This is a genomic window from Streptomyces sp. NPDC037290 (assembly GCF_055603245.1).
Genome location: NZ_JBVJVZ010000001.1, coordinates 979,907 through 997,588, shown reverse-complemented (window position 1 = coordinate 997,588; position 17,682 = coordinate 979,907). Strand labels below are relative to the sequence as shown.

The 17,682-nt window shown below is 73.2% G+C and carries 19 protein-coding genes; 10 read left to right on the top strand and 9 right to left on the bottom strand.

The window, feature by feature from the left end; translation table 11 throughout:
• Positions 1-20: 20 nt before the first annotated feature.
• Positions 21-368 (bottom strand): chorismate mutase, encoded by a 348-nt coding sequence (locus tag ACZ7HQ_RS04585; RefSeq protein ID WP_470984557.1) that lies wholly within the window; start codon positions 366-368, stop codon positions 21-23.
• A 5-nt stretch (positions 369-373) separates the two neighbouring features.
• Positions 374-1,291, bottom strand: a complete 918-nt coding sequence (locus ACZ7HQ_RS04580; protein ID WP_470984554.1) for a helix-turn-helix domain-containing protein — start codon at positions 1,289-1,291, stop codon at positions 374-376.
• Between the two features lie 121 nt (positions 1,292-1,412).
• On the opposite strand from ACZ7HQ_RS04580, the gene ACZ7HQ_RS04575 reads away from it, so the two are divergent.
• Entirely contained in the window at positions 1,413-3,170 is a 1,758-nt protein-coding gene (locus tag ACZ7HQ_RS04575) for a beta-galactosidase (protein WP_470984551.1), read from the top strand.
• Between the two features lie 58 nt (positions 3,171-3,228).
• Positions 3,229-4,110, top strand: coding sequence for a hypothetical protein (locus ACZ7HQ_RS04570; RefSeq protein ID WP_470984548.1), 882 nt, complete (start codon positions 3,229-3,231; stop codon positions 4,108-4,110).
• Positions 4,111-4,133: 23 nt separating this feature from the next.
• Here ACZ7HQ_RS04570 and ACZ7HQ_RS04565 read toward each other — a convergent pair whose 3' ends face one another.
• Entirely contained in the window at positions 4,134-5,573 is a 1,440-nt protein-coding gene (locus ACZ7HQ_RS04565) for an MFS transporter (RefSeq protein ID WP_470984545.1), read from the bottom strand.
• Between the two features lie 123 nt (positions 5,574-5,696).
• Here ACZ7HQ_RS04565 and ACZ7HQ_RS04560 point away from each other — a divergent pair, with 123 nt between their 5' ends.
• On the top strand, positions 5,697-6,179 hold the full coding sequence (locus ACZ7HQ_RS04560; RefSeq protein ID WP_470984542.1) for a MarR family winged helix-turn-helix transcriptional regulator: 483 nt from the start codon (positions 5,697-5,699) through the stop codon (positions 6,177-6,179).
• A gap of 22 nt (positions 6,180-6,201) precedes the next feature.
• Here ACZ7HQ_RS04560 and ACZ7HQ_RS04555 read toward each other — a convergent pair whose 3' ends face one another.
• Together ACZ7HQ_RS04555 and ACZ7HQ_RS04550 are read right to left on the bottom strand one after the other, a co-directional pair.
• Positions 6,202-7,107: an SDR family oxidoreductase gene (locus ACZ7HQ_RS04555; RefSeq protein ID WP_470984540.1), complete on the bottom strand. Its 906-nt coding sequence runs from the start codon at positions 7,105-7,107 to the stop codon at positions 6,202-6,204.
• Between the two features lies 1 nt (position 7,108).
• A complete protein-coding gene (locus ACZ7HQ_RS04550; protein WP_470984538.1) occupies positions 7,109-7,879 on the bottom strand; it encodes an SDR family oxidoreductase in 771 nt (256 codons plus the stop codon).
• Between the two features lie 85 nt (positions 7,880-7,964).
• On the opposite strand from ACZ7HQ_RS04550, the gene ACZ7HQ_RS04545 reads away from it, so the two are divergent.
• Genes ACZ7HQ_RS04545 through ACZ7HQ_RS04525 form a run of 5 tightly spaced genes read left to right on the top strand, consistent with a single transcriptional unit; the run spans position 7,965 to position 11,987 of the window.
• Complete coding sequence (locus tag ACZ7HQ_RS04545) at positions 7,965-8,708, top strand: enoyl-CoA hydratase family protein (protein ID WP_470984535.1); 744 nt, start codon at positions 7,965-7,967, stop codon at positions 8,706-8,708.
• Positions 8,709-9,545 (top strand): CoA transferase subunit A, encoded by an 837-nt coding sequence (locus tag ACZ7HQ_RS04540; RefSeq protein ID WP_470984532.1) that lies wholly within the window; start codon positions 8,709-8,711, stop codon positions 9,543-9,545.
• Positions 9,542-10,285, top strand: a complete 744-nt coding sequence (locus tag ACZ7HQ_RS04535; protein WP_470984529.1) for a CoA-transferase subunit beta — start codon at positions 9,542-9,544, stop codon at positions 10,283-10,285. The genes ACZ7HQ_RS04540 and ACZ7HQ_RS04535 overlap by 4 nt, the downstream gene beginning before the upstream one ends.
• On the top strand, positions 10,285-11,349 hold the full coding sequence (locus tag ACZ7HQ_RS04530; protein WP_470984526.1) for an NAD(P)H-dependent flavin oxidoreductase: 1,065 nt from the start codon (positions 10,285-10,287) through the stop codon (positions 11,347-11,349). The genes ACZ7HQ_RS04535 and ACZ7HQ_RS04530 overlap by 1 nt, the downstream gene beginning before the upstream one ends.
• Positions 11,346-11,987 (top strand): SIMPL domain-containing protein, encoded by a 642-nt coding sequence (locus tag ACZ7HQ_RS04525; protein WP_470984523.1) that lies wholly within the window; start codon positions 11,346-11,348, stop codon positions 11,985-11,987. Before ACZ7HQ_RS04530 ends, ACZ7HQ_RS04525 begins: the two co-directional genes overlap by 4 nt.
• Before the next feature lie 36 nt (positions 11,988-12,023).
• On the opposite strand, the gene ACZ7HQ_RS04520 is transcribed toward ACZ7HQ_RS04525, so the two are convergent.
• The 3 genes from ACZ7HQ_RS04520 to ACZ7HQ_RS04510 are packed head-to-tail and all read right to left on the bottom strand — an operon-like array spanning position 12,024 to position 14,645.
• Entirely contained in the window at positions 12,024-13,181 is a 1,158-nt protein-coding gene (locus tag ACZ7HQ_RS04520; RefSeq protein ID WP_470984520.1) for an acetyl-CoA C-acetyltransferase, read from the bottom strand.
• 40 nt (positions 13,182-13,221) lie between these two features.
• Positions 13,222-13,833 (bottom strand): TetR/AcrR family transcriptional regulator, encoded by a 612-nt coding sequence (locus ACZ7HQ_RS04515; RefSeq protein ID WP_470984517.1) that lies wholly within the window; start codon positions 13,831-13,833, stop codon positions 13,222-13,224.
• Between the two features lie 26 nt (positions 13,834-13,859).
• Entirely contained in the window at positions 13,860-14,645 is a 786-nt protein-coding gene (locus ACZ7HQ_RS04510) for an SDR family oxidoreductase (protein ID WP_470984514.1), read from the bottom strand.
• 70 nt (positions 14,646-14,715) lie between these two features.
• On the opposite strand from ACZ7HQ_RS04510, the gene ACZ7HQ_RS04505 reads away from it, so the two are divergent.
• Positions 14,716-15,855 carry an acyl-CoA dehydrogenase family protein gene (locus tag ACZ7HQ_RS04505; protein ID WP_470984512.1) on the top strand — a complete coding sequence of 380 codons (1,140 nt, stop codon included), beginning with the start codon at positions 14,716-14,718 and terminating at the stop codon, positions 15,853-15,855.
• Positions 15,855-16,868, top strand: coding sequence for an acyl-CoA dehydrogenase family protein (locus tag ACZ7HQ_RS04500; protein ID WP_470984510.1), 1,014 nt, complete (start codon positions 15,855-15,857; stop codon positions 16,866-16,868). Before ACZ7HQ_RS04505 ends, ACZ7HQ_RS04500 begins: the two co-directional genes overlap by 1 nt.
• Positions 16,869-16,886: 18 nt before the next feature.
• On the opposite strand, the gene ACZ7HQ_RS04495 is transcribed toward ACZ7HQ_RS04500, so the two are convergent.
• Positions 16,887-17,612, bottom strand: coding sequence for a vWA domain-containing protein (locus ACZ7HQ_RS04495; protein ID WP_470984508.1), 726 nt, complete (start codon positions 17,610-17,612; stop codon positions 16,887-16,889).
• Positions 17,613-17,682: the final 70 nt, after the last annotated feature.

Sequence of the window (17,682 nt, the reverse complement as noted above, 5' to 3'; positions counted from 1 at the left end):
GGGGCCGGGGTCCGCGGGGGTCAGGCGTTCGGCTGCTCGCCGTTGGCGGTGTCCTCGGCGATGCGCTCGTGGTGCCTGATCACCTCGGCGATGATGAAGTTCAGGAACTTCTCGGCGAAGGCCGGGTCGAGCTTGGCGTTCTCCGCGAGGCGGCGCAGACGCTCGATCTGGCGGGCCTCGCGGGCCGGGTCGGCGGGCGGGAGTTGGTGCACGGCCTTGAGCCGGCCGACCTGCTGGGTGGCCTTGAACCGCTCGGCGAGCAGGTGGACGACGGCCGCGTCGATGTTGTCGATGCTGTCGCGCAGCCGCTCCAGCTCCTGACGGACCTCGGGGTCCACGTCACCGGTTCCGGTGTTGCTGGTGGTCATGGACCTCAGCCTATGGGTTCGCCGGACCGGGTTCCGGCGGTGTCCGGAGAGTGGATCACCGGCGGATCGCCGGGGTCCGGCACGCGGTCGCTCCAGCCGCCGGGCACGCTGCGGCCCTGCTGGGCGCGGAAGCGGACCGGGGCGAGGCCCACGCGGCGGGTGAACAGCCGGGAGAAGTACGCGGGGTCGTCGTAGCCGACGCGGCGGGCGACGGCGGCGACGGGCAGCTCGGTGGCGGCGAGGAGTTCCTTGGCGCGGCCGAGGCGGATGCCGAGGAGGTAGTCCTTGGGGCTGCAGCCGGCGGCCCGGCGGACGGCGCTGCGCAGCTCGGCCGGGGTCATGCCGTGCACGCGCGCGTGGTCGGCGACGCTCATCGGTGTGCAGGCGTCCCGCGCGAGCGCCTCCAGCACCTGGTCGCCGTCCGGGGCGAGGTCGGCGCGGGCGCGGCGCAGGGCGACGAGGAGTTCGTGCACGGCGGCGCCGGTCTCCACCTCCAGCAGCGGATTGCCGCGGCGGGCGGCGCGGGCGATGCGGGCGACCACCGCGCGGGGCCCGGAGGCGTCCGAGAGCGGGACGACGGGACGCCCGGGTTCGATGTAGCCGAGTTCGGTGTACGTCGCGGTGGCGGGCCCGGCGAAGTCGACGAAGCCCTCGTCCCAGCCCGTGCCCGGATCGGGCGCGTAGTGGTGGGGCACGCCGGGGGTGAGCCAGAGCAGCGCGGGCGCGGTGACGGTCGTACGGCGGCCGTCGGCGCCCCGGTACCAGCCGCCGCCCGCGCTGATCACGACGGCCACGTGGTGGTCGAGGGTGCGCGGGCCGACCGTGGGCAGTGCGCCGTGCTGCAGGCCGACACCGAGACAGACCAGGCCGAGCCGGTGGTGTGCGGGGCCGGGGCTGAAGAACCTCATCCAGGTCTGGTACATCGGCGCTCCTCCCGGCGTCGGCGGCGGACGTGCCCCGGACACTCTGACCAAACGTTTTGTCCAAGCAGCGCCGATCTTCGTCCATGGCGCCGGTCGCCGGAAGGGGCTGAGGCTTGGGCGCATGAGCGAGTTCACGGTGGGGGAAGCCGACTTCCTGCTGGACGGTCGTCCGGTACGGCTGCTGTCCGGGGCGCTGCACTACTTCCGGGTGCACGAGGAGCACTGGCGGCACCGGCTGGCGATGCTGCGCGCGATGGGCCTGAACTGCGTGGAGACGTACGTCCCCTGGAACCTGCACCAGCCGGTCCCGGGCGGCTACCGGGACGTGCGGGCCCTCGGCCGCTTCCTCGACGCGGTACGGGAGGCCGGCCTGTGGGCGATCGTGCGGCCGGGGCCCTACATCTGCGCCGAGTGGGAGAACGGCGGGCTGCCCTCCTGGGTCACGGGCGCGGCGGGCACGCGCGTACGCACGCGTGACGAGCGCTGGCTCTCCGCCGTGGAGCGCTGGTTCCACCACCTGATGCACGAGATCGTGCCCCGGCAGATCGACCGCGGCGGCCCGGTGGTCCTGGTGCAGGTCGAGAACGAGTACGGCAGCTACGGCAGTGACACCGGCTATCTGGAGGAGCTGGCCGCTCTGCTGCGCGCCAAGGGCGTCACGGTCCCGCTGTGCACGTCGGACGGTCCCGAGGACCACATGCTGACCGGCGGTTCGCTGCCCGGGGTGCTCGCCACGGTGAATTTCGGCTCCCACGCGCGCGAGGCCTTCGAAACGCTGCGCCGCCACCGCCCCGGGGGCCCGTTGATGTGCATGGAGTTCTGGTGCGGCTGGTTCGACCACTGGGCCGGCGAGCACGTCGTACGGGACCCCGAGGAGGCCGCCGGGGCGCTGCGGGAGATCCTGGAGTGCGGGGCGTCGGTGAACCTCTACATGGCGCACGGCGGCACCAGCTTCGGCGGCTGGGCGGGGGCCAACCGGGGCGGCGGCGAACTGCACGAGGGCCCGCTGGAACCCGATGTGACCTCGTACGACTACGACGCCCCGGTGGACGAGTACGGCCGCCCGACCGAGAAGTTCTGGCGCTTCCGCGAAGTGCTGGCCGCCCACCACTGCGGGCCCCTGCCCGAACTCCCCCAGGCGCCCGCCTCGTTGGCCCGTCCGACGGAGGTGACCCTCGACGGCTGGGCGCCCCTGGGCGACGTCCTGGAGACACTGGGCGGCGAGGAGACGGTCGCGCCGCTGCCGCCGGCCTTCGAGGACCTGCACGTCACCCGGGGCCTGGTGCGCTACGAGGTGGAGGTGCCCGGCCCACGGCGGCCGTACCCGCTGACCCTGCGCGGGCTGCGGGACCTCGCGGTGGTGTACGTCGACGGAGAGCGGGCCGGGGTGCTCACCGAGGAGGAGCCGCGCCTGAAGGAGCCCGTCGCGGGCCCCGCGCGCGTGGAGGTGTGGGTGGAGTCCTTCGGGCGGGTGAACTACGGTCCGCGCTTCGGCGAGGCGAAGGGGATCACCGGCGGCATCCTGCACGAGCGGCAGTTCCTGCACGGGGTACGCGCGCGTGGGCTGGATCTGGACGCGTTCGAGGGCGGCGTGGACGCGGTGCCGTTCGGCGCGCTGCCCGAGGAGGGCGCACCGGGCCTGTACCGGGGCCGGGTGACCGTCCGCGGGGCCGGGGACGCCCGGCTGGAGCTGCCCGGCCAGACCCGCGGATTCGTCTGGATCAACGGCTTCAACCTGGGCCGTTACTGGTCGGTGGGTCCCCAGCGGTCCCTGTACGTCCCCGGGCCGGTACTGCGGGAGGGCGAGAACGCGGTGTGGGTGCTGGAGCTGGACCAGTCGGACCGGAGCCGGGCGGCGCCCCGTCTGCTGCCCGTGTGACCGGCGGTCCGCCCCGCCTACAGTGGAGAGGAGTTCAGGCGTCTTTGGGGGTGCGGACGTGGCGAACGGCGGACCGGTCCAGCACGGCTACCCGCACCTGGAGACGGTGCGGGCAGCGATCACCGCGCTGTACAGGCGCCTGTCCTACGCCACCGTCCAGACGTTCTCGACCAGCGTGGTCCCCGCCGACGTGGCCTTCTGCGACACCGACGACCTCCATCTCGGCGCGCAGCGGGTGGCCCGCGAGATCGTGCGGCACTTCCGGTTGCCGGACGCGCGGCTGATCGTCGGCTTCCGGGAGATGACCCATGCGGCGAACGTCGAACTGGCGGCGGGACCCGAGTACTTCGTGGAACTGAACGACCGTTTCCGCACCCACCGAAGGGACATCGGCGCGGCGCTCGCCCACGAGGTGGCGCACGTCTATCTGCACCGCCTGGACCTCTCCTTCCCGAGCACGGCGGAGAACGAGATCCTCACGGACACGGTGACGGCCTACCTGGGCGCGGGCTGGCTGCTGCTGGACGCCTACCGGGAGGACGCGGTCTCCTCGCAGAAGCTCGGCTACCTCACCCCGGAGGAGTTCGGGTACGTGTTGGCCAAGCGGGCGCTGCTCTTCCACGAGGACCCCTCGGTGTGGTTCACCAGTGCGCAGGCCTACGACGCGTACGTCAAGGGGCTGGCCCTGGCCCGCCGGGACGAGCAGCAGCCGCCGCTGACGGGGGCCGGCTGGGCGGGGCGCCGGCGGTACGCCCACGACAGGCGGCACGCGCCCGGTGTCCAGCCGGAGGGCCCCTACGCCTTCAGCCCCGACCCGTCCGGCCACCTCCGCGTGTCCTTCCCCTGCCCGACCTGCCACCAGCGGATCCGGGTGCCGGTGAAGGGGCGGGTACGGGCGCGGTGCGGGCTGTGCCGGACGGTGCTGGAGTGCGACACCTAGGGCCACCCGGGCGTCGCGGCGGGTCAGCCGAGGTGTCCGGCCGACCCTCGCCGGGGAAGCGCCGCGCACAACCCCCCGCACGCCACGAACGCCCCCACCACCCACGGCATCGCGTCGCCCAGGGCCCCGGTCATCCCCGTGGACACCCGCCCGAAGAACACCGTGCCGACCACGGCGGCCCCCAGCGCTCCCCCGAACTGCTGGGCCGTGGAGAAGATCCCGGACGCCCCGCCGGCCAGTTCCACCGGCACCGCCGACAGCACCACGTTCACCAGCGGCACCACCAGGAACCCCAGCCCCGCCCCGGCGATGAGCAGCCCAGGCACGAGCGGCCACGCCCCGGTGTGCGCGGCGGCCGCGCCGTCGACCACGGCCCCGACCCAGCCGAAGCCGCCCGCCATCATGAGCGCTCCCGCCCCGAGCACCAGCCGCCCGTACCGTACGGCGAGCCCGTCCGCGGCCGGCGCAGTGAGGAAACCGCCGGCCGAGAAGGCGACCGTCACCAGTCCGGCCTGCATCGGCGTGTACCGCTCGCCGGCCTGCAGCCAGACCGCGAAGACCAGGAAGAAGCCCTGCATGCCGACGGAGAACAGCAGCTGGACGAGGACGCCCACCGAGAAGGCCGGGAGCCGGAAGGCACGGGCCGGCAGCAGCGGCACCGTCCCGGGCCGGTGCCGTCGGGCCTCGTACACCCCGAGCCCCACCACGGCCACGACTCCCGCGCCCAGGCAGATCCAGCCCCACAGCGGCCAGCCGTTCTCCCGGCCCTGCACCAGCGGCAGCACGATCGCGACCAGGCCGCCGGCCAGCAGCAGACTGCCCAGGGCGTCCGGCCGGCCCGCCGACCGCTCCCGCGTGGAGGGGACGAGCAGCAGCCCGCCGGCGAAGGTCGCAACGGCCACCGGGACGTTCACCAGGAACACCGAGCGCCAGCCCCAGCCGAACAGGTCGGCGTCCGTGAGCACCCCGCCGAGCAGCAGTCCGACGGCGGAGGCGAACCCGGCGACGGCGCCGTACATCCCGAAGGCGGCCCCGCGTTCCCTGCCCTGGAAGAGGGTGCGGAACGAGCCGATCACCTGCGGCACCAGCACGGCCGCGAGGACGCCCTGGACGGCGCGGGCGGCGATCAGCTGTCCCGGTGACTGGGCGATCCCGCAGGCCAGACCGGCCAGTCCGAAGCCGGCCGTACCGGCGAGGAAGAGCGGGCGGCGGCCGATGCGGTCACCGAGGTGTCCGGAGACGATCAGGGCGGCGGCGAAGCCGAGCAGATAGGCGGAGACGACCCACTGCAGGTCGCTCGCCGAGGCGTGCAGATCACGGCTGATGGACGGCACGGCGACGTTGACGATCGTGCCGTCGAGCAGGTCCATCAGTGCCGCGGCCATCATCACGACGGCGGCGGCCCAGCGGCGGGGATGGGGTGTGGTCGCGTGGGCGGGTTGTTCGGCGAGCGTTGCGGACATGAAGGTCTCCTCGGCTCCTCGGCTCGGATTTATTTCGTTCGACCAAACGAAAGAGTTGCACCCAGGCACCCGTCTCCGCAAGTCGTTAGTTCGACCGAACGAAATTTTTGATAGCCTTGGGGCATGGCCGAGACAGACGAGAAGCGGGATGAGGCGGCGCGGTCCGAGGTGCTGGACCAGCTCATGACGGTGGGCCGGACCCACAGCGCGGTCACGGTGATGTTCCACTCGGCGGTCGCCGCCAAGCAGGGCCTGAACGCGACGGAGGAGAAGACCCTCGACCTCCTCCAGCGGCACGGCCCGCTCACCGCGAAGGACCTCGCCGAGCTGACCGGACTCGCCCCGGCCTCCGTCACGGGGCTGCTCGACCGGCTGGAGGCCAAGGGTTTCGTCCGCCGGGTCAAGCACCCGACGGACAGGCGCCGGGTGCTGGTCGAACTGAACGGGGACAAGCTCGCCGAACTGGCCGTGTTCTTCGAGGACTGGGCGCGGGACATCGTCGACGCCTGCGAGGAGTTCAGCACGGAGGAGCTGAGGACGGTGATCCGCTTCCTGTCGGTGATGAGCGAGCGGCAGCACGCCGCGGCGGCCCGCCTGACCAGCTGACCGCCTGACCGGCCGACCGTCCCTACGATCCGTAGACGGCCCCCGCGGGCTCCGCCGCCGCCAGCAGCTCGCGCGCCGCCTCCCCGGCCTCGGCCGGTGTCCACCGCGTGCCCTTGTCGGCGGTGGGGCCGGGCCGCCAGCCCTCCATGACGGTGATCCGGCCGCCCTCCGCCTCGAAGACCCGGCCGGTGACCCCCGCGCTCGCGGCCGAGCCCAGCCAGACCACCAGCGGGGAGACGTTCGCGGGCGCCATGGCGTCGAAACCGGCGGCCGGGGGCGCCATCGCCCCGGCGAAGGTACGTTCCGTCATACGGGTGCGGGCGGCGGGCGCGACGGCGTTGACCTGCACGCCGTAGCGGGCGAGTTCGGCCGCCGCGACCAGGGTCAGACCGACGATCCCGGCCTTGGCGGCGCTGTAGTTGCCCTGCCCGACCGAGCCCAGCAGACCGGCCCCGCTGCTGGTGTGCACAATCCTGGCCTCGGGGGCACGGCCGGCCTGGGCCTCGGCCCGCCAGTGCGCGGCCGCGTGCTTGAGGGGCAGGAAGTGCCCTTTGAGGTGAACGCGGATCACGGCGTCCCAGTCGTCCTCATCGAGGTTCACCAGCATCCGGTCGCGCAGGAACCCCGCGTTGCTGACGAGCGTGTCGAGCCGGCCGTACGTCTCCAGAGCGGTCCGGACCAGTGCGGCGGCGCCGTCGGTCGTGGCGATGTCACCGCCGTGCGCGACCGCCTCACCGCCGGCGGCCCGGATCTCCGCGACCACGGATTCGGCAGGATTGTCCGCGCCGGGCGCCCCGTCCAGTCCCACACCCAGGTCGTTGACGACGACCCGGGCGCCCTCGGCCGCGAAGGCCAGGGCGTGGGCGCGGCCGAGCCCGCGGCCGGCTCCGGTGACGACGACGACCCGGCCGTCGCAGAGTGCGCTCATCTCACTTCTCCCGGTTGGCTGTTGTGGCGTCGAGGAAGGCGGGCCGCTCCCCGCCCCCGTGCACGTGCAGACTCGCTCCGGTGATGTAGGCGGCCGCGTCGGACGCCAGGAAGACGGCCGCGGCACCGACGTCGGCGGGGGCGGCGAGCCGGCCGAGCGGGACGGTGCGGGAGACGGCCGCGACGCCGTCCGGGCCGCCGTAGTGCAGAGCGGACAGCTCGGTGCGGACCATGCCGACCACGAGCGTGTTGACGCGCACGTCCGGCGCCCACTCCACGGCCATGGAGGCGGCCAGGTTCGCGAGACCGGCCTTGGCCGCGCCGTACGCGGCCGAACCGGGCGAGGGCCGGGTGCCGCTGACGCTGCCGACCATCACGACCGAACCCCGGCTGCGCCGCAGGTGCTCGTACGCGGCGAGGGACGCGGTCAGCGGGGTGAGCAGGTTCAGCTCGACGACCTTGGCGTGCCGCTCGGCGTCGGCGTCGGCGAGCAGCCGGTACGGTGTGCCGCCGGCGTTGTTGACGAGCACGTCGAGCCGGGGCAGCGCGGCGAAGAAGGCCCGTACGGCGGGCGGGTCGCGCAGGTCGACGGGCGCGAACTCCACGCCGTCGAGGGCGTGTCCGGGCGGGCGGCGGGCGCAGACCAGGACGCGGGCCCCGGCCTCGGCGAACGCCCGGGCGATCCCGGCGCCGACGCCCCGGGTACCGCCGGTGACCACCACGGTTGTGCCGCCGGCCCTGTCGTCGGCCCTGCCGCGTGGCGAGTTGTCCACAGGCCCTCCCGCTTGTCTGCGTCGACTGCTAGCTTCGAAGCCTCACACCTAACAAATGTTTGGTGGAAAGGTAGCTGATGCGCCCATGGGTGTCTCCCGTTCGTCCCCGGAAAAAGGGATTTCCGTGGTCACCGTCGACTTCCCGCCGGTGAACGCACTGCCGGTGCGCGGCTGGGCCGCCCTGGCCGACGCCGTGCGCGCCTGCGGCCGCGATGCCGGTGTCCGGTGCGTGGTGCTGGCCGCCGAGGGCCGCGGGTTCAACGCGGGCGTGGACATCAAGGAGATACAGGCGCAGGGGCAGCAGGCGCTGATCGGTGCCAACCACGGCTGCGCCGAGGCCTTCGCGGCGGTCTACGAGTGCGCGGTCCCCGTCGTCGCGGCGGTGCAGGGCTTCTGCCTGGGCGGCGGGATAGGCCTGGTGGGCAACGCGGACGCGATCGTGGCGAGCGAGGACGCCGCCTTCGGGCTGCCCGAACTGGACCGGGGCGCGCTGGGGGCCGCGACCCACATGGCCCGGCTGGTCCCGCAGCACCTGATGCGCGCCCTGTACTACACGGGCCGTACGGCGAGCGCCGAGGAGCTGCACCGTCACGGCTCGGTGTGGCGCGTGGTGCCGCGCACGGAGTTGCGAGCGGCGGCTCTGGAACTGGCCCGCGAGATCGCCGCCAAGGACGGGCGGCTGCTGCGCATGGCCAAGGCCGCGATCAACGGCATCGACCCGGTCGACGTCCGCCGGAGCTACCGCTTCGAGCAGGGCTTCACCTTCGAGGCGGGCCTCAGCGGAGTGGCCGGCCAGGTACGCGACACGTTCGGGAAGGAGGGCGCGTAGATGGGCGACAAGACGATGACCGCCGAGGAGGTGGCCTCACGGCTGGAGAGCGGCATGACCCTCGGCATCGGCGGCTGGGGCTCCCGCCGCAAGCCGCTGACGCTGGTCAGGGCCCTGCTGCGGACGGGGATCAGCGACCTTACGGTCGTGTCGTACGGCGGACCGGACGTCGGGATGCTGGCCGCGGCCGGCCGGATCCGCCGGCTGGTCACCGCCTTCGTCACCCTCGACTCCATCCCGCTGGAACCGCACTACCGGGCGGCGCGGGAGCGCGGAGCCTTCGAGCTGACGGAGGTCGACGAGGCGATGTTCATGTGGGGGCTGCGCGCCGCCGCGAACCGGCTGCCCTTCCTGCCGGTCCGGGCGGGCCTCGGATCGGACGTCATGCGGGTCAACCCCGGCCTGAGGACGGTGACTTCGCCGTACGAGGACGGCGAGATGTTCGTCGCCATGCCCGCCCTGCGGCTGGATGCCGCCCTGGTGCACGTCAACCGCGCCGACCGGCTGGGAAACGGCCAGTGTCTGGGCCCGGACCCGTACTTCGACGACCTGTTCTGCGAGGCGGCGGACACGGCGTACGTGTCCTGCGAACGGATCGTCGACACGGCCGAGCTGACGAAGGCGGCGGCGCCACAGACCCTGCTGCTCAGGCGGCACGTGGTGACCGGGGTCGTGCAAGCCCCGGGCGGTGCGCACTTCACGTCCTGCGTTCCCGACTACGGCCGGGACGAGGCGCTCCAGAAGCGGTACGCGACCACGCCCTGGCCCAGGTTCGCGGCGCACTGGCTGGGCGGGGACGCACATGACCACCGGGCGGCCGTGGAGGAGGAGTCATGAGCGAGTCCGCACTCTCCGGACACCGCGTCGCATCCCGCGCCGAGTACTGCGTCATCGCCTGCGCGGAGGCCTGGCGGGACGGGGGCGAGATCCTGGCGAGTCCGATGGGGCTGGTTCCGTCCGTCGGTGCCCGTCTCGCCAGGCGGACCTTCGCGCCCGACCTGCTGCTGACCGACGGTGAGGCGATGCTCGTGGACCCGGACGGCACGGTGGAGGGCTGGCTGCCGTACCGCAAGCATCTGGAACTGGTCACCGGGGGCCGGCGGCACGTGATGATGGGTGCGAGCCAGATCGACCGCTACGGCAACCAGAACATCTCCTGCATCGGCGACTGGGCGAAGCCGACGCGGCAGCTGCTCGGGGTGCGCGGAGCGCCCGTCAACACGCTCAACAACCCCACGAGTTACTGGATCCCGAAGCATTCCCGGCGGGTCTTCGTCGAGAAGGTCGACATGGTGTGCGGGGTGGGGTACGACCACGCGGCCGGTGCACCGCACCACCGCATCCCCCGGGTGGTCTCCGACCTCGGGGTCTTCGACTTCGCCACGCCGGGCCGCACGATGCGGCTGGTCTCGCTGCATCCGGGCGTGACGGTGGACCAGGTCCGGGAGGCGACCGGGTTCGAGCTCGTGATCCCGGACGAGGTGCCGTGCACCCGCGAACCGACCGCCGCCGAACTGCGCCTGATCCGCGAGGTGATCGACCCGGGGAACACCCGGGCCAGGGAGGTTCCGGTCTGATGGACACGGCACTCACCCGGCTGGTCGGGGTCCGGCACCCGATCGTGCAGACCGGGATGGGCTGGGTGGCCGGACCTCGGCTGGTCTCGGCGGCGGCGAACGCGGGCGCGCTCGGCATCCTGGCGTCCGCGACGATGACACCGGACCGGCTGCGCGAGGCGATACGGGAGGTGAGGTCCCGCACCGGCGCGCCGTTCGGGGTGAACCTGCGCGCCGACGCGGGCGACGCCGCCGACCGCGTGGAGATCATGCTGGCGGAGGGCGTCCGGGTGGCCTCGTTCGCGCTGGCCCCCTCGCGTGAGCTGATCACCCGGCTCAAGGAGGCGGGTGTGGTCGTCATCCCGTCCGTCGGGGCGCGCCGGCACGCCGAGAAGGTGGCCGCCTGGGGTGCGGACGCGGTGATCGTGCAGGGCGGCGAGGGCGGCGGGCACACCGGCGAGGTGGCGACGAGCGTGCTGCTGCCGCAGGTGGTGGACGCGGTGGACATCCCTGTCGTGGCGGCGGGCGGCTTCTTCGACGGACGGGGGCTGGTGGCGGCCCTGGCCTACGGGGCGGCCGGGGTGGCGATGGGCACGCGGTTCCTGCTCACCTCCGACTCCACGGTGCCGGAGGCGGTGAAGGCCCGGTATCTGGCGGCGACGGTCCGGGACGTCACGGTCACCCGTGCCGTGGACGGCCTGCCGCACCGGATGCTGCGCACGGATCTTGTGGACACGCTGGAGCGGTCGGGCCGGGTGCGGGTCCTGGCGCACGCGATACGGAGGGCGGCCGGCTTCCGGCGGCTGTCGGGGCTGACCTGGCGGCAGCTGGTGCGGGACGGACTCGCGCTCAGGCACGGCAAGGAGCTGTCCTGGAGCCAGGTCGTGCTGGCCGCGAACACGCCGATGCTGCTGAAGTCCGCCATGGTGGACGGCCGTACGGACCTCGGGGTGATGGCGTCCGGGCAGGTCGCCGGGGTGATCGACGACCTGCCGTCCTGCGCGGAACTGGTGGAGCGGGTGATGGCACAGGCCGGGGAAATCATCGGTGCGCTGCGGACAGGGGGTGCTTCAATGCGCGCATGACTGAGGCGATCAACGAGCCGTGGGGGCTCAGTGTGTTCGGAGCGGGCAGCGTGCGTGCGGAGCCGCAGCTGGTCCGGGTGAGGCTGACGGTGGACGCGCTGGAGCCCGGTGCGGACCGGGCGTTCCAGGAGGCGGGCGCGGCCGTGTCCCGGCTGCGGGAGACCTTGCGCCGGCACGGCATACCGGATGCGTCGGTGTCCGGGTCCCGGCTCAAGCTGGACTCGGAGTACGAGGGTTACGGGGCCGACCGGAAGTTCCTCGGCTACCGGTGCCGGGCCTCGTACGCCGTGGAGACCGAGGCGCTCGACGACCTGCGGCAGCTCATCGTGGACGCGGTGGACGCGGGCGCCCACCACGTCGACCAGGTCGAGTTCGACGTGCGCGACAAGCCGGCGCTGCGGGACGAGGCGCGCCGCAGGGCGGTGGCGGCCGCCCGCCGCAAGGCCGAGGTCTACGCGGAGGCGGCCGGGGTCTCGCTGGGTTCCGTGGTCCACATCCAGGACGTGGACTCGGAGTCGTACGAGTTCCGCCAGCGCCGCGGGCACGGCGGCGGTGGCGGTGCCTCGGCGGGCGACCTGGCCCCGGGCATGGTCGAGGTGTCCGCCGGGGTGGTGCTGGGGTTCGCGCTCGGCACCTGAGCCCCGCACGGCGAGGCCCGGTGCCGGGCCCCGCCCTCAGAGCCGTTCGATGATCGTCACGTTCGCCTGGCCGCCCCCCTCGCACATGGTCTGCAGGCCGTAGCGTCCGCCGGTGCGTTCCAGTTCGTGCAGGAGGGTGGTCATCAGGCGGACGCCGGTCGCGCCGAGGGGGTGGCCGAGGGCGATCGCGCCGCCGTTGACGTTGACCTTGGCGGGGTCGGCGCCGGTCTCCTTCAGCCAGGCCAGGACGACCGGCGCGAAGGCCTCGTTGATCTCGACGAGGTCGATGGCGTCGATGGTCAGGCCGGTCTTCTTCAGGGCGTGCGCCGTGGCCGGGATGGGGGCGGACAGCATCCGGATGGGGTCCTCGCCGCGCACGGAGAGGTGGTGAACGCGGGCGCGCGGGCGCAGCCCGTGGTCGCGTAGGGCGCGCTCGGAGGCGAGCAGCAGGGCGGCCGCGCCGTCGGAGACCTGGGAGGAGCAGGCGGCGGTGATGGTGCCGCCGTCGAGGACGGGTTTCAGCGCGGCCATCTTCTCCAGGGAGGTGTCCCGGCGCGGGCCCTCGTCCGCGCCGACGTCGCCATGGGGGACGGTCTCGCGCGCGAAGCGGCCGGTGTCGATGGCGCGGACCGCCCGCCGGTGCGAGCGCAGGGCGAACTGCTCCTGGTCCTCGCGGCTGATGCCCCACTTGGCGGCGATCATCTCGGCGCCGGTGAACTGGTTGACGGGCTGGTTGCCGTAGCGGGCGCGCCAGCCGGTGCTGCCGAGGAAGGGCCCGTCGGTCAGACCGAGGGGTTCGGCGGCCTGCCGGGAGGCGAAGGCGATCGGTATCTGGGACATGTTCTGCACCCCGCCCGCGACCACCAGGTCCTGGGTGCCGGACAGCACGGCCTGTGCGGCGAAGTGCACGGCCTGCTGCGAGGAGCCGCACTGCCGGTCGACGGTCACGCCCGGCACCTCCTCGGGCAGCCCGGCGGCCAGCCAGCAGGTACGGGCGATGTCCCCGGCCTGCGGCCCGACCGCGTCCAGGCAGCCGAAGACCACGTCGTCCACGGCGGCCGGGTCGATCCCGGTCCGCTCCACCAGGGCCGTCAGCACATGCGCGCCCAGGTCGGCGGGGTGGACTGCGCTGAGCCCTCCCCCGCGCCGTCCGACGGGCGTGCGGACCGCTTCGACGATGTAGGCCTCGGCCATGGCAACTCCCTGGCAGGAAAGGGGTGGTGTTCCACAGGTGTCACTCGCGTACGGCGATCCCGTCCAGCACCATCGACAGGTACTGGCGGGCGATCTCCTCGGGGCTGTGCTGTCCGCCGGGCCGGTACCAGGAGGCGGCGACCCACACGGTGTCGCGCACGAACCGGTAGGTGAGGCGGACGTCGAGGTCGGCGCGGAAGGTGCCCTCGGCGACACCGCGTTCCAGCGTGCTGAGCCAGGCCTTCTCGAACCGGCGCTGGGACTCGGCGAGGAAGGCGAACCGGTCCTGGGCGACGAGTTGCCTGCTCTCCTTCTGGTAGATCGCGACGGCCGCGCGGTGCCGGTCGATCTCCCGGAAGGACTCGGTGACGAGCGCCTCCAGCGTCTCGCGGGGTCCGAGCCCCGCGGCGAGGACGGTGTCGTAGCCGCCCCACAGTTCGTCGAGGAAGGTGCGCAGGATCTCCTCGAGCATCGACTCCTTGGAGTCGAAGTGGTAGTACAGGCTGCCCGCGAGCATTCCGGCGTGGTCGGCGATCCTGCGGACGGTGGTGGCGTTGTAGCCGTGCTCGGCGAAGACCTCGGCAGCGGTGCTGAGGAGTTCGCCGCGCCGGGCTGCTGCCGCGGTCACCTGGGGCTTCTTCTTGGTCGGCACGCTCCCATTGTGGTCTGTCCCGGCCCTCAAGGATGTTGGCTGCTGACGGCGACGACCTCGCCGGTCAGGTAGGAGGAGTAGCCGGAGGCCAGGAAGACGATCACGTTGGCCACCTCCCAGGGCTCGGCGTACCGCCCGAAGGCCTCCCGTTCGGTCAGCTCCCGCAGCAGTTCGGCCGAGGTGACCCTGACCAGGTGCGGGTGCATGGCGAGGCTCGGGGCCACCGCGTTGACCCGCACGCCGTACGCGGCGGCCTCGATCGCCGCGCACCGGGTCAGGGCCATCACCCCGGCCTTGGCGGCGGCGTAGTGCGCCTGCCCGGCCTGGGCGCGCCAGCCCACGACGGAGGCGTTGTTGACGATCACTCCGCCGCCGGTCTCCCGCATCGCCCGCAGGGCGGCGCGTGTGCACCGGAAGGTGCCGTTCAGGGTGACGTCCAGGACCCGGGACCACTGCTCGTCGGTCATGTCGACGAGGTCCGAAGTGCCCCCGAGACCGGCGTTGTTGACGACGACGTCCAGCCGTCCGTGCCCGGCCACGGCCGCCTCGAACAGGGCCCGTACCTCGCCCTCGTCGGTGACGTCGCACGGCACGGCCGTCACCCGGCCCGGGAACTTGCGGCCCAGTTCGGCCTCGTGCTCCTTCAGGCGGCGCGCGTGGGCGTCGCTGATGACCACGTGCGCGCCCTCCTCCAGGAAGCGGCGGGCGGTCGCTCCGCCGATGCCGGCGCCGGCCGCCGCGGTGATGACGGCGGTGCGGCCCCTGAGCAGTCCGTGCCCCGGCACATAGGCCGGGCTCTCGACGCCTGTCATAGGGGCACGCTAACCTACCAAACACTTGTTAGGGAAGCTGCCGGAAGGGACCGGAAGGGAGGCGACGGCGGTGGATCTGTCCCACTCCGAGGCGGACGAGGAGTTCCGCGCCGAGGCCAGGGCCTGGCTGGAGGCGCATGTGCCGCGCACGCCACTGCCGTCCCTTGAGACGGCCGAAGGCTTCGCGGCGCACCGCGCATGGGAGGCCGAACTGGCCGCGGACCGCTGGTCGGTGGTGTCGTGGCCGGAGAAGTACGGCGGCCGGGACGCGGGGTTGCTGCGCTGGCTGGTCTTCGAGGAGGAGTACTGGGCGGCGGGCGCGCCGGGCCGGGTCGGCCAGAACGGGATCAGCCTGCTCGCCCCGACGCTCTTCGACCACGGCACCGAGGAGCAACGCGCGCGCGTGCTGCCGTCGATGGCCACCGGCGAGGTGGTCTGGGCGCAGGCCTGGTCCGAGCCGGAGGCGGGCTCCGACCTGGCCTCGCTGACCTCCAGGGCGGTGCGGACGGACGGCGGGTGGCTGATCAGCGGGCAGAAGACGTGGTCCTCACGGGCGGCCTTCGCCGACCGGGCCTTCGGACTGTTCCGCAGCGACCCGGACGCCCCGAAGCCCCATCAGGGGCTCACGTACGTGATGTTCGGCCTGCGGGCCCCCGGTGTCACGGTCCGCCCGATCGGCCGCCTGGACGGCAGACCGGCCTTCGCCGAGCTCTTCCTGGACGATGTGTTCGTGCCGGACGAGGACGTGATCGGCGAGCCCGGCCGGGGCTGGCGGATCGCGATGTCCACGGCGGGCAACGAACGCGGGCTCACCCTGCGCTCGCCGGGCCGTTTCCTCGCCTCGGCGCACCGGCTGGCCGAGCTGTGGCGAGCGCGCGGCTGCCCGGAGCACGCCCGCGCCCGGGTGGCCGACGCGGTGATCGGCGCCCGCGCGTACCAGCTGTTCACCTACGCGGCCGCCGCCCGCTTCCTGGAGGGCGAGGAACTCGGCCCCGAGTCCAGCATGAACAAGGTGTTCTGGTCCGAGCTGGACCTCGCCCTGCACGAGACGGCACTCGATCTGCTGGGCCCGGAAGGCGAGCGGGCGGACACGGGCTGGGCCGAGGGGTACGTCTTCGCACTCGCCGGTCCCCTCTACGCGGGCACCAACGAGATCCAGCGTGACATCATCGCCGAGCGGCTGCTCGGCCTGCCGAAGGGACGCCGCTGATGCGCTTCCTCCTCGACGCCGAGCAGCGCGCCTTCGCCGGCTCCCTGCACGCGATGCTGTCGGCCGCAGACACCCCGGCGGTGATCCGGGCCTGGAGTCGCGGCGACCACGCGGGCGGGCGCGCGCTGTGGGCACGGATCGCCGAGGCGGGGGTGTTCGGCCTCGCGGTACCCGAGGAGCACGGCGGGCTGGGCCGGCATCCCGTGGAACTGGCGCTCGCCTTCGTGGAGTTGGGGCGGCACGCCGTACCGGGCCCACTGGTGGAGACGGTCGTGGCGGCCGTGCTCGTCCAGGACCTCCCGTCGGCCGAGCGGTTCCTGCCGGGGCTGGTGGCGGGGAGTGACCTTGCGACGGTGGCGATGCCCGCCGGGACTGCGCCCGGTACCGAGGCGCTCGCGCACAGGTCCACGGGACCGGCCCTCGACGGCGACGTGGCCACCCTCCGTCTCGTTCTCGGCGCCGACGGACTCCATCTGTCCACCGCGGCCGCGGGCCCCCTGCGCCGCTCCCTCGATCCCTCCCGCCGGCTCATCCCGCTCACCCCGGACGGCGGACTCCTCACCGCCGATCCCCCGCGCGACCGTGCCCTTGCCTGGGCCCGTCTGGCCACGGCCGCCCAGGCCCTCGGTGTGGGGCTCGCCCTTCTCGACCGCACGGTCACGTACGTCCGCCAGCGCACCCAGTTCGGCGTGCCCATCGGCTCCTTCCAGGCGGTCAAGCACCGTCTCGCGGACGCCAGGACGGCCCTGGAGTTCGCCCGGCCCCTCCTCCTCGGCGCGGCGACATCGCTCCGCGCCTCGGACGTGGCGGCCGCCAAGCTCACGGCGTGCGAGGCGGCGTACACCACCGCCCGCACCGCACTCCAACTGCACGGCGCGATCGGCTACACCGCGGAGTACGACCTGTCCCTGTGGCTGACCAAGGCCCGCGCGCTGCGCACGGCGTGGGGCACGCCCGAGGAGTGCCGGGAGGTGGTGCTCGAAGACGCGCTCAAGGCACCGGCACAGGCGTGAGCGAGGTCCGGGTGGGGCTCAGGCCGACCGCACGATGCCTGCGGCGCGCGCGGCCGCGAGCCACTGCGGGAACTCGCCGACGAGCCGGTCGTACAGCTCGGTGTCACCGACGCGCCGCGGGTCCTGGCCGGCGTGGAAGAAGCCCGCGTTGTCGACGATCCGCTTGCCCGGCACGGCCAGTTCGTCGAGTTTGCGCAGGAAGTCGAACTGCCGGCTGCCGGGGTCGCCGAAGCCGACGAACTGCCAGAACATCGGCAGCCTGGCCGCCTTGCACAGATAGCGCTCGGCGGCGAGCTTGCTGACGGGCCCGCCGTCGGTCTGGAAGACGACCAGGGCGGGGTCGGTGGCGCCGCTGTCCAGGTAGTGGTCGATGACGGCGTCCATCGCCAGGTGGTAGCTGGTCCTGCCCATGTGCCCGAGCCCGGCCACGATGCGCTCGACGCTGCCCGCATGGCTCGCGAGGGAGATGTCGGTGACCGCGTCGACGTCCGTGGAGAAGAACACCACCGGTACCCGGCCGTCGTCGTCCAGGTGGGCGGACAGGCCCAGCACCCGGTCGGCGAGCGCCTGCACGCTGCCGTCCTCGTAGTACGGCTTCATGGAGCCGGAGTAGTCGACCACGAGGTAGACGGCGGCCCGCAGCCCGTCCAGGCCGTGCTTGCGCAGGGACACCGCGGCCGACCGGTAGGCACCGGCGAGCGCGGGTGCGGTCTCCTCCACCTTGCGCAGACTGATCGCGGCCATGATCCCCCTCGGCTGTGCGGACATGCGGCGGCGCCTGCCCAGGCGTCCGGTCGGGGACAGTAGGGCAGGC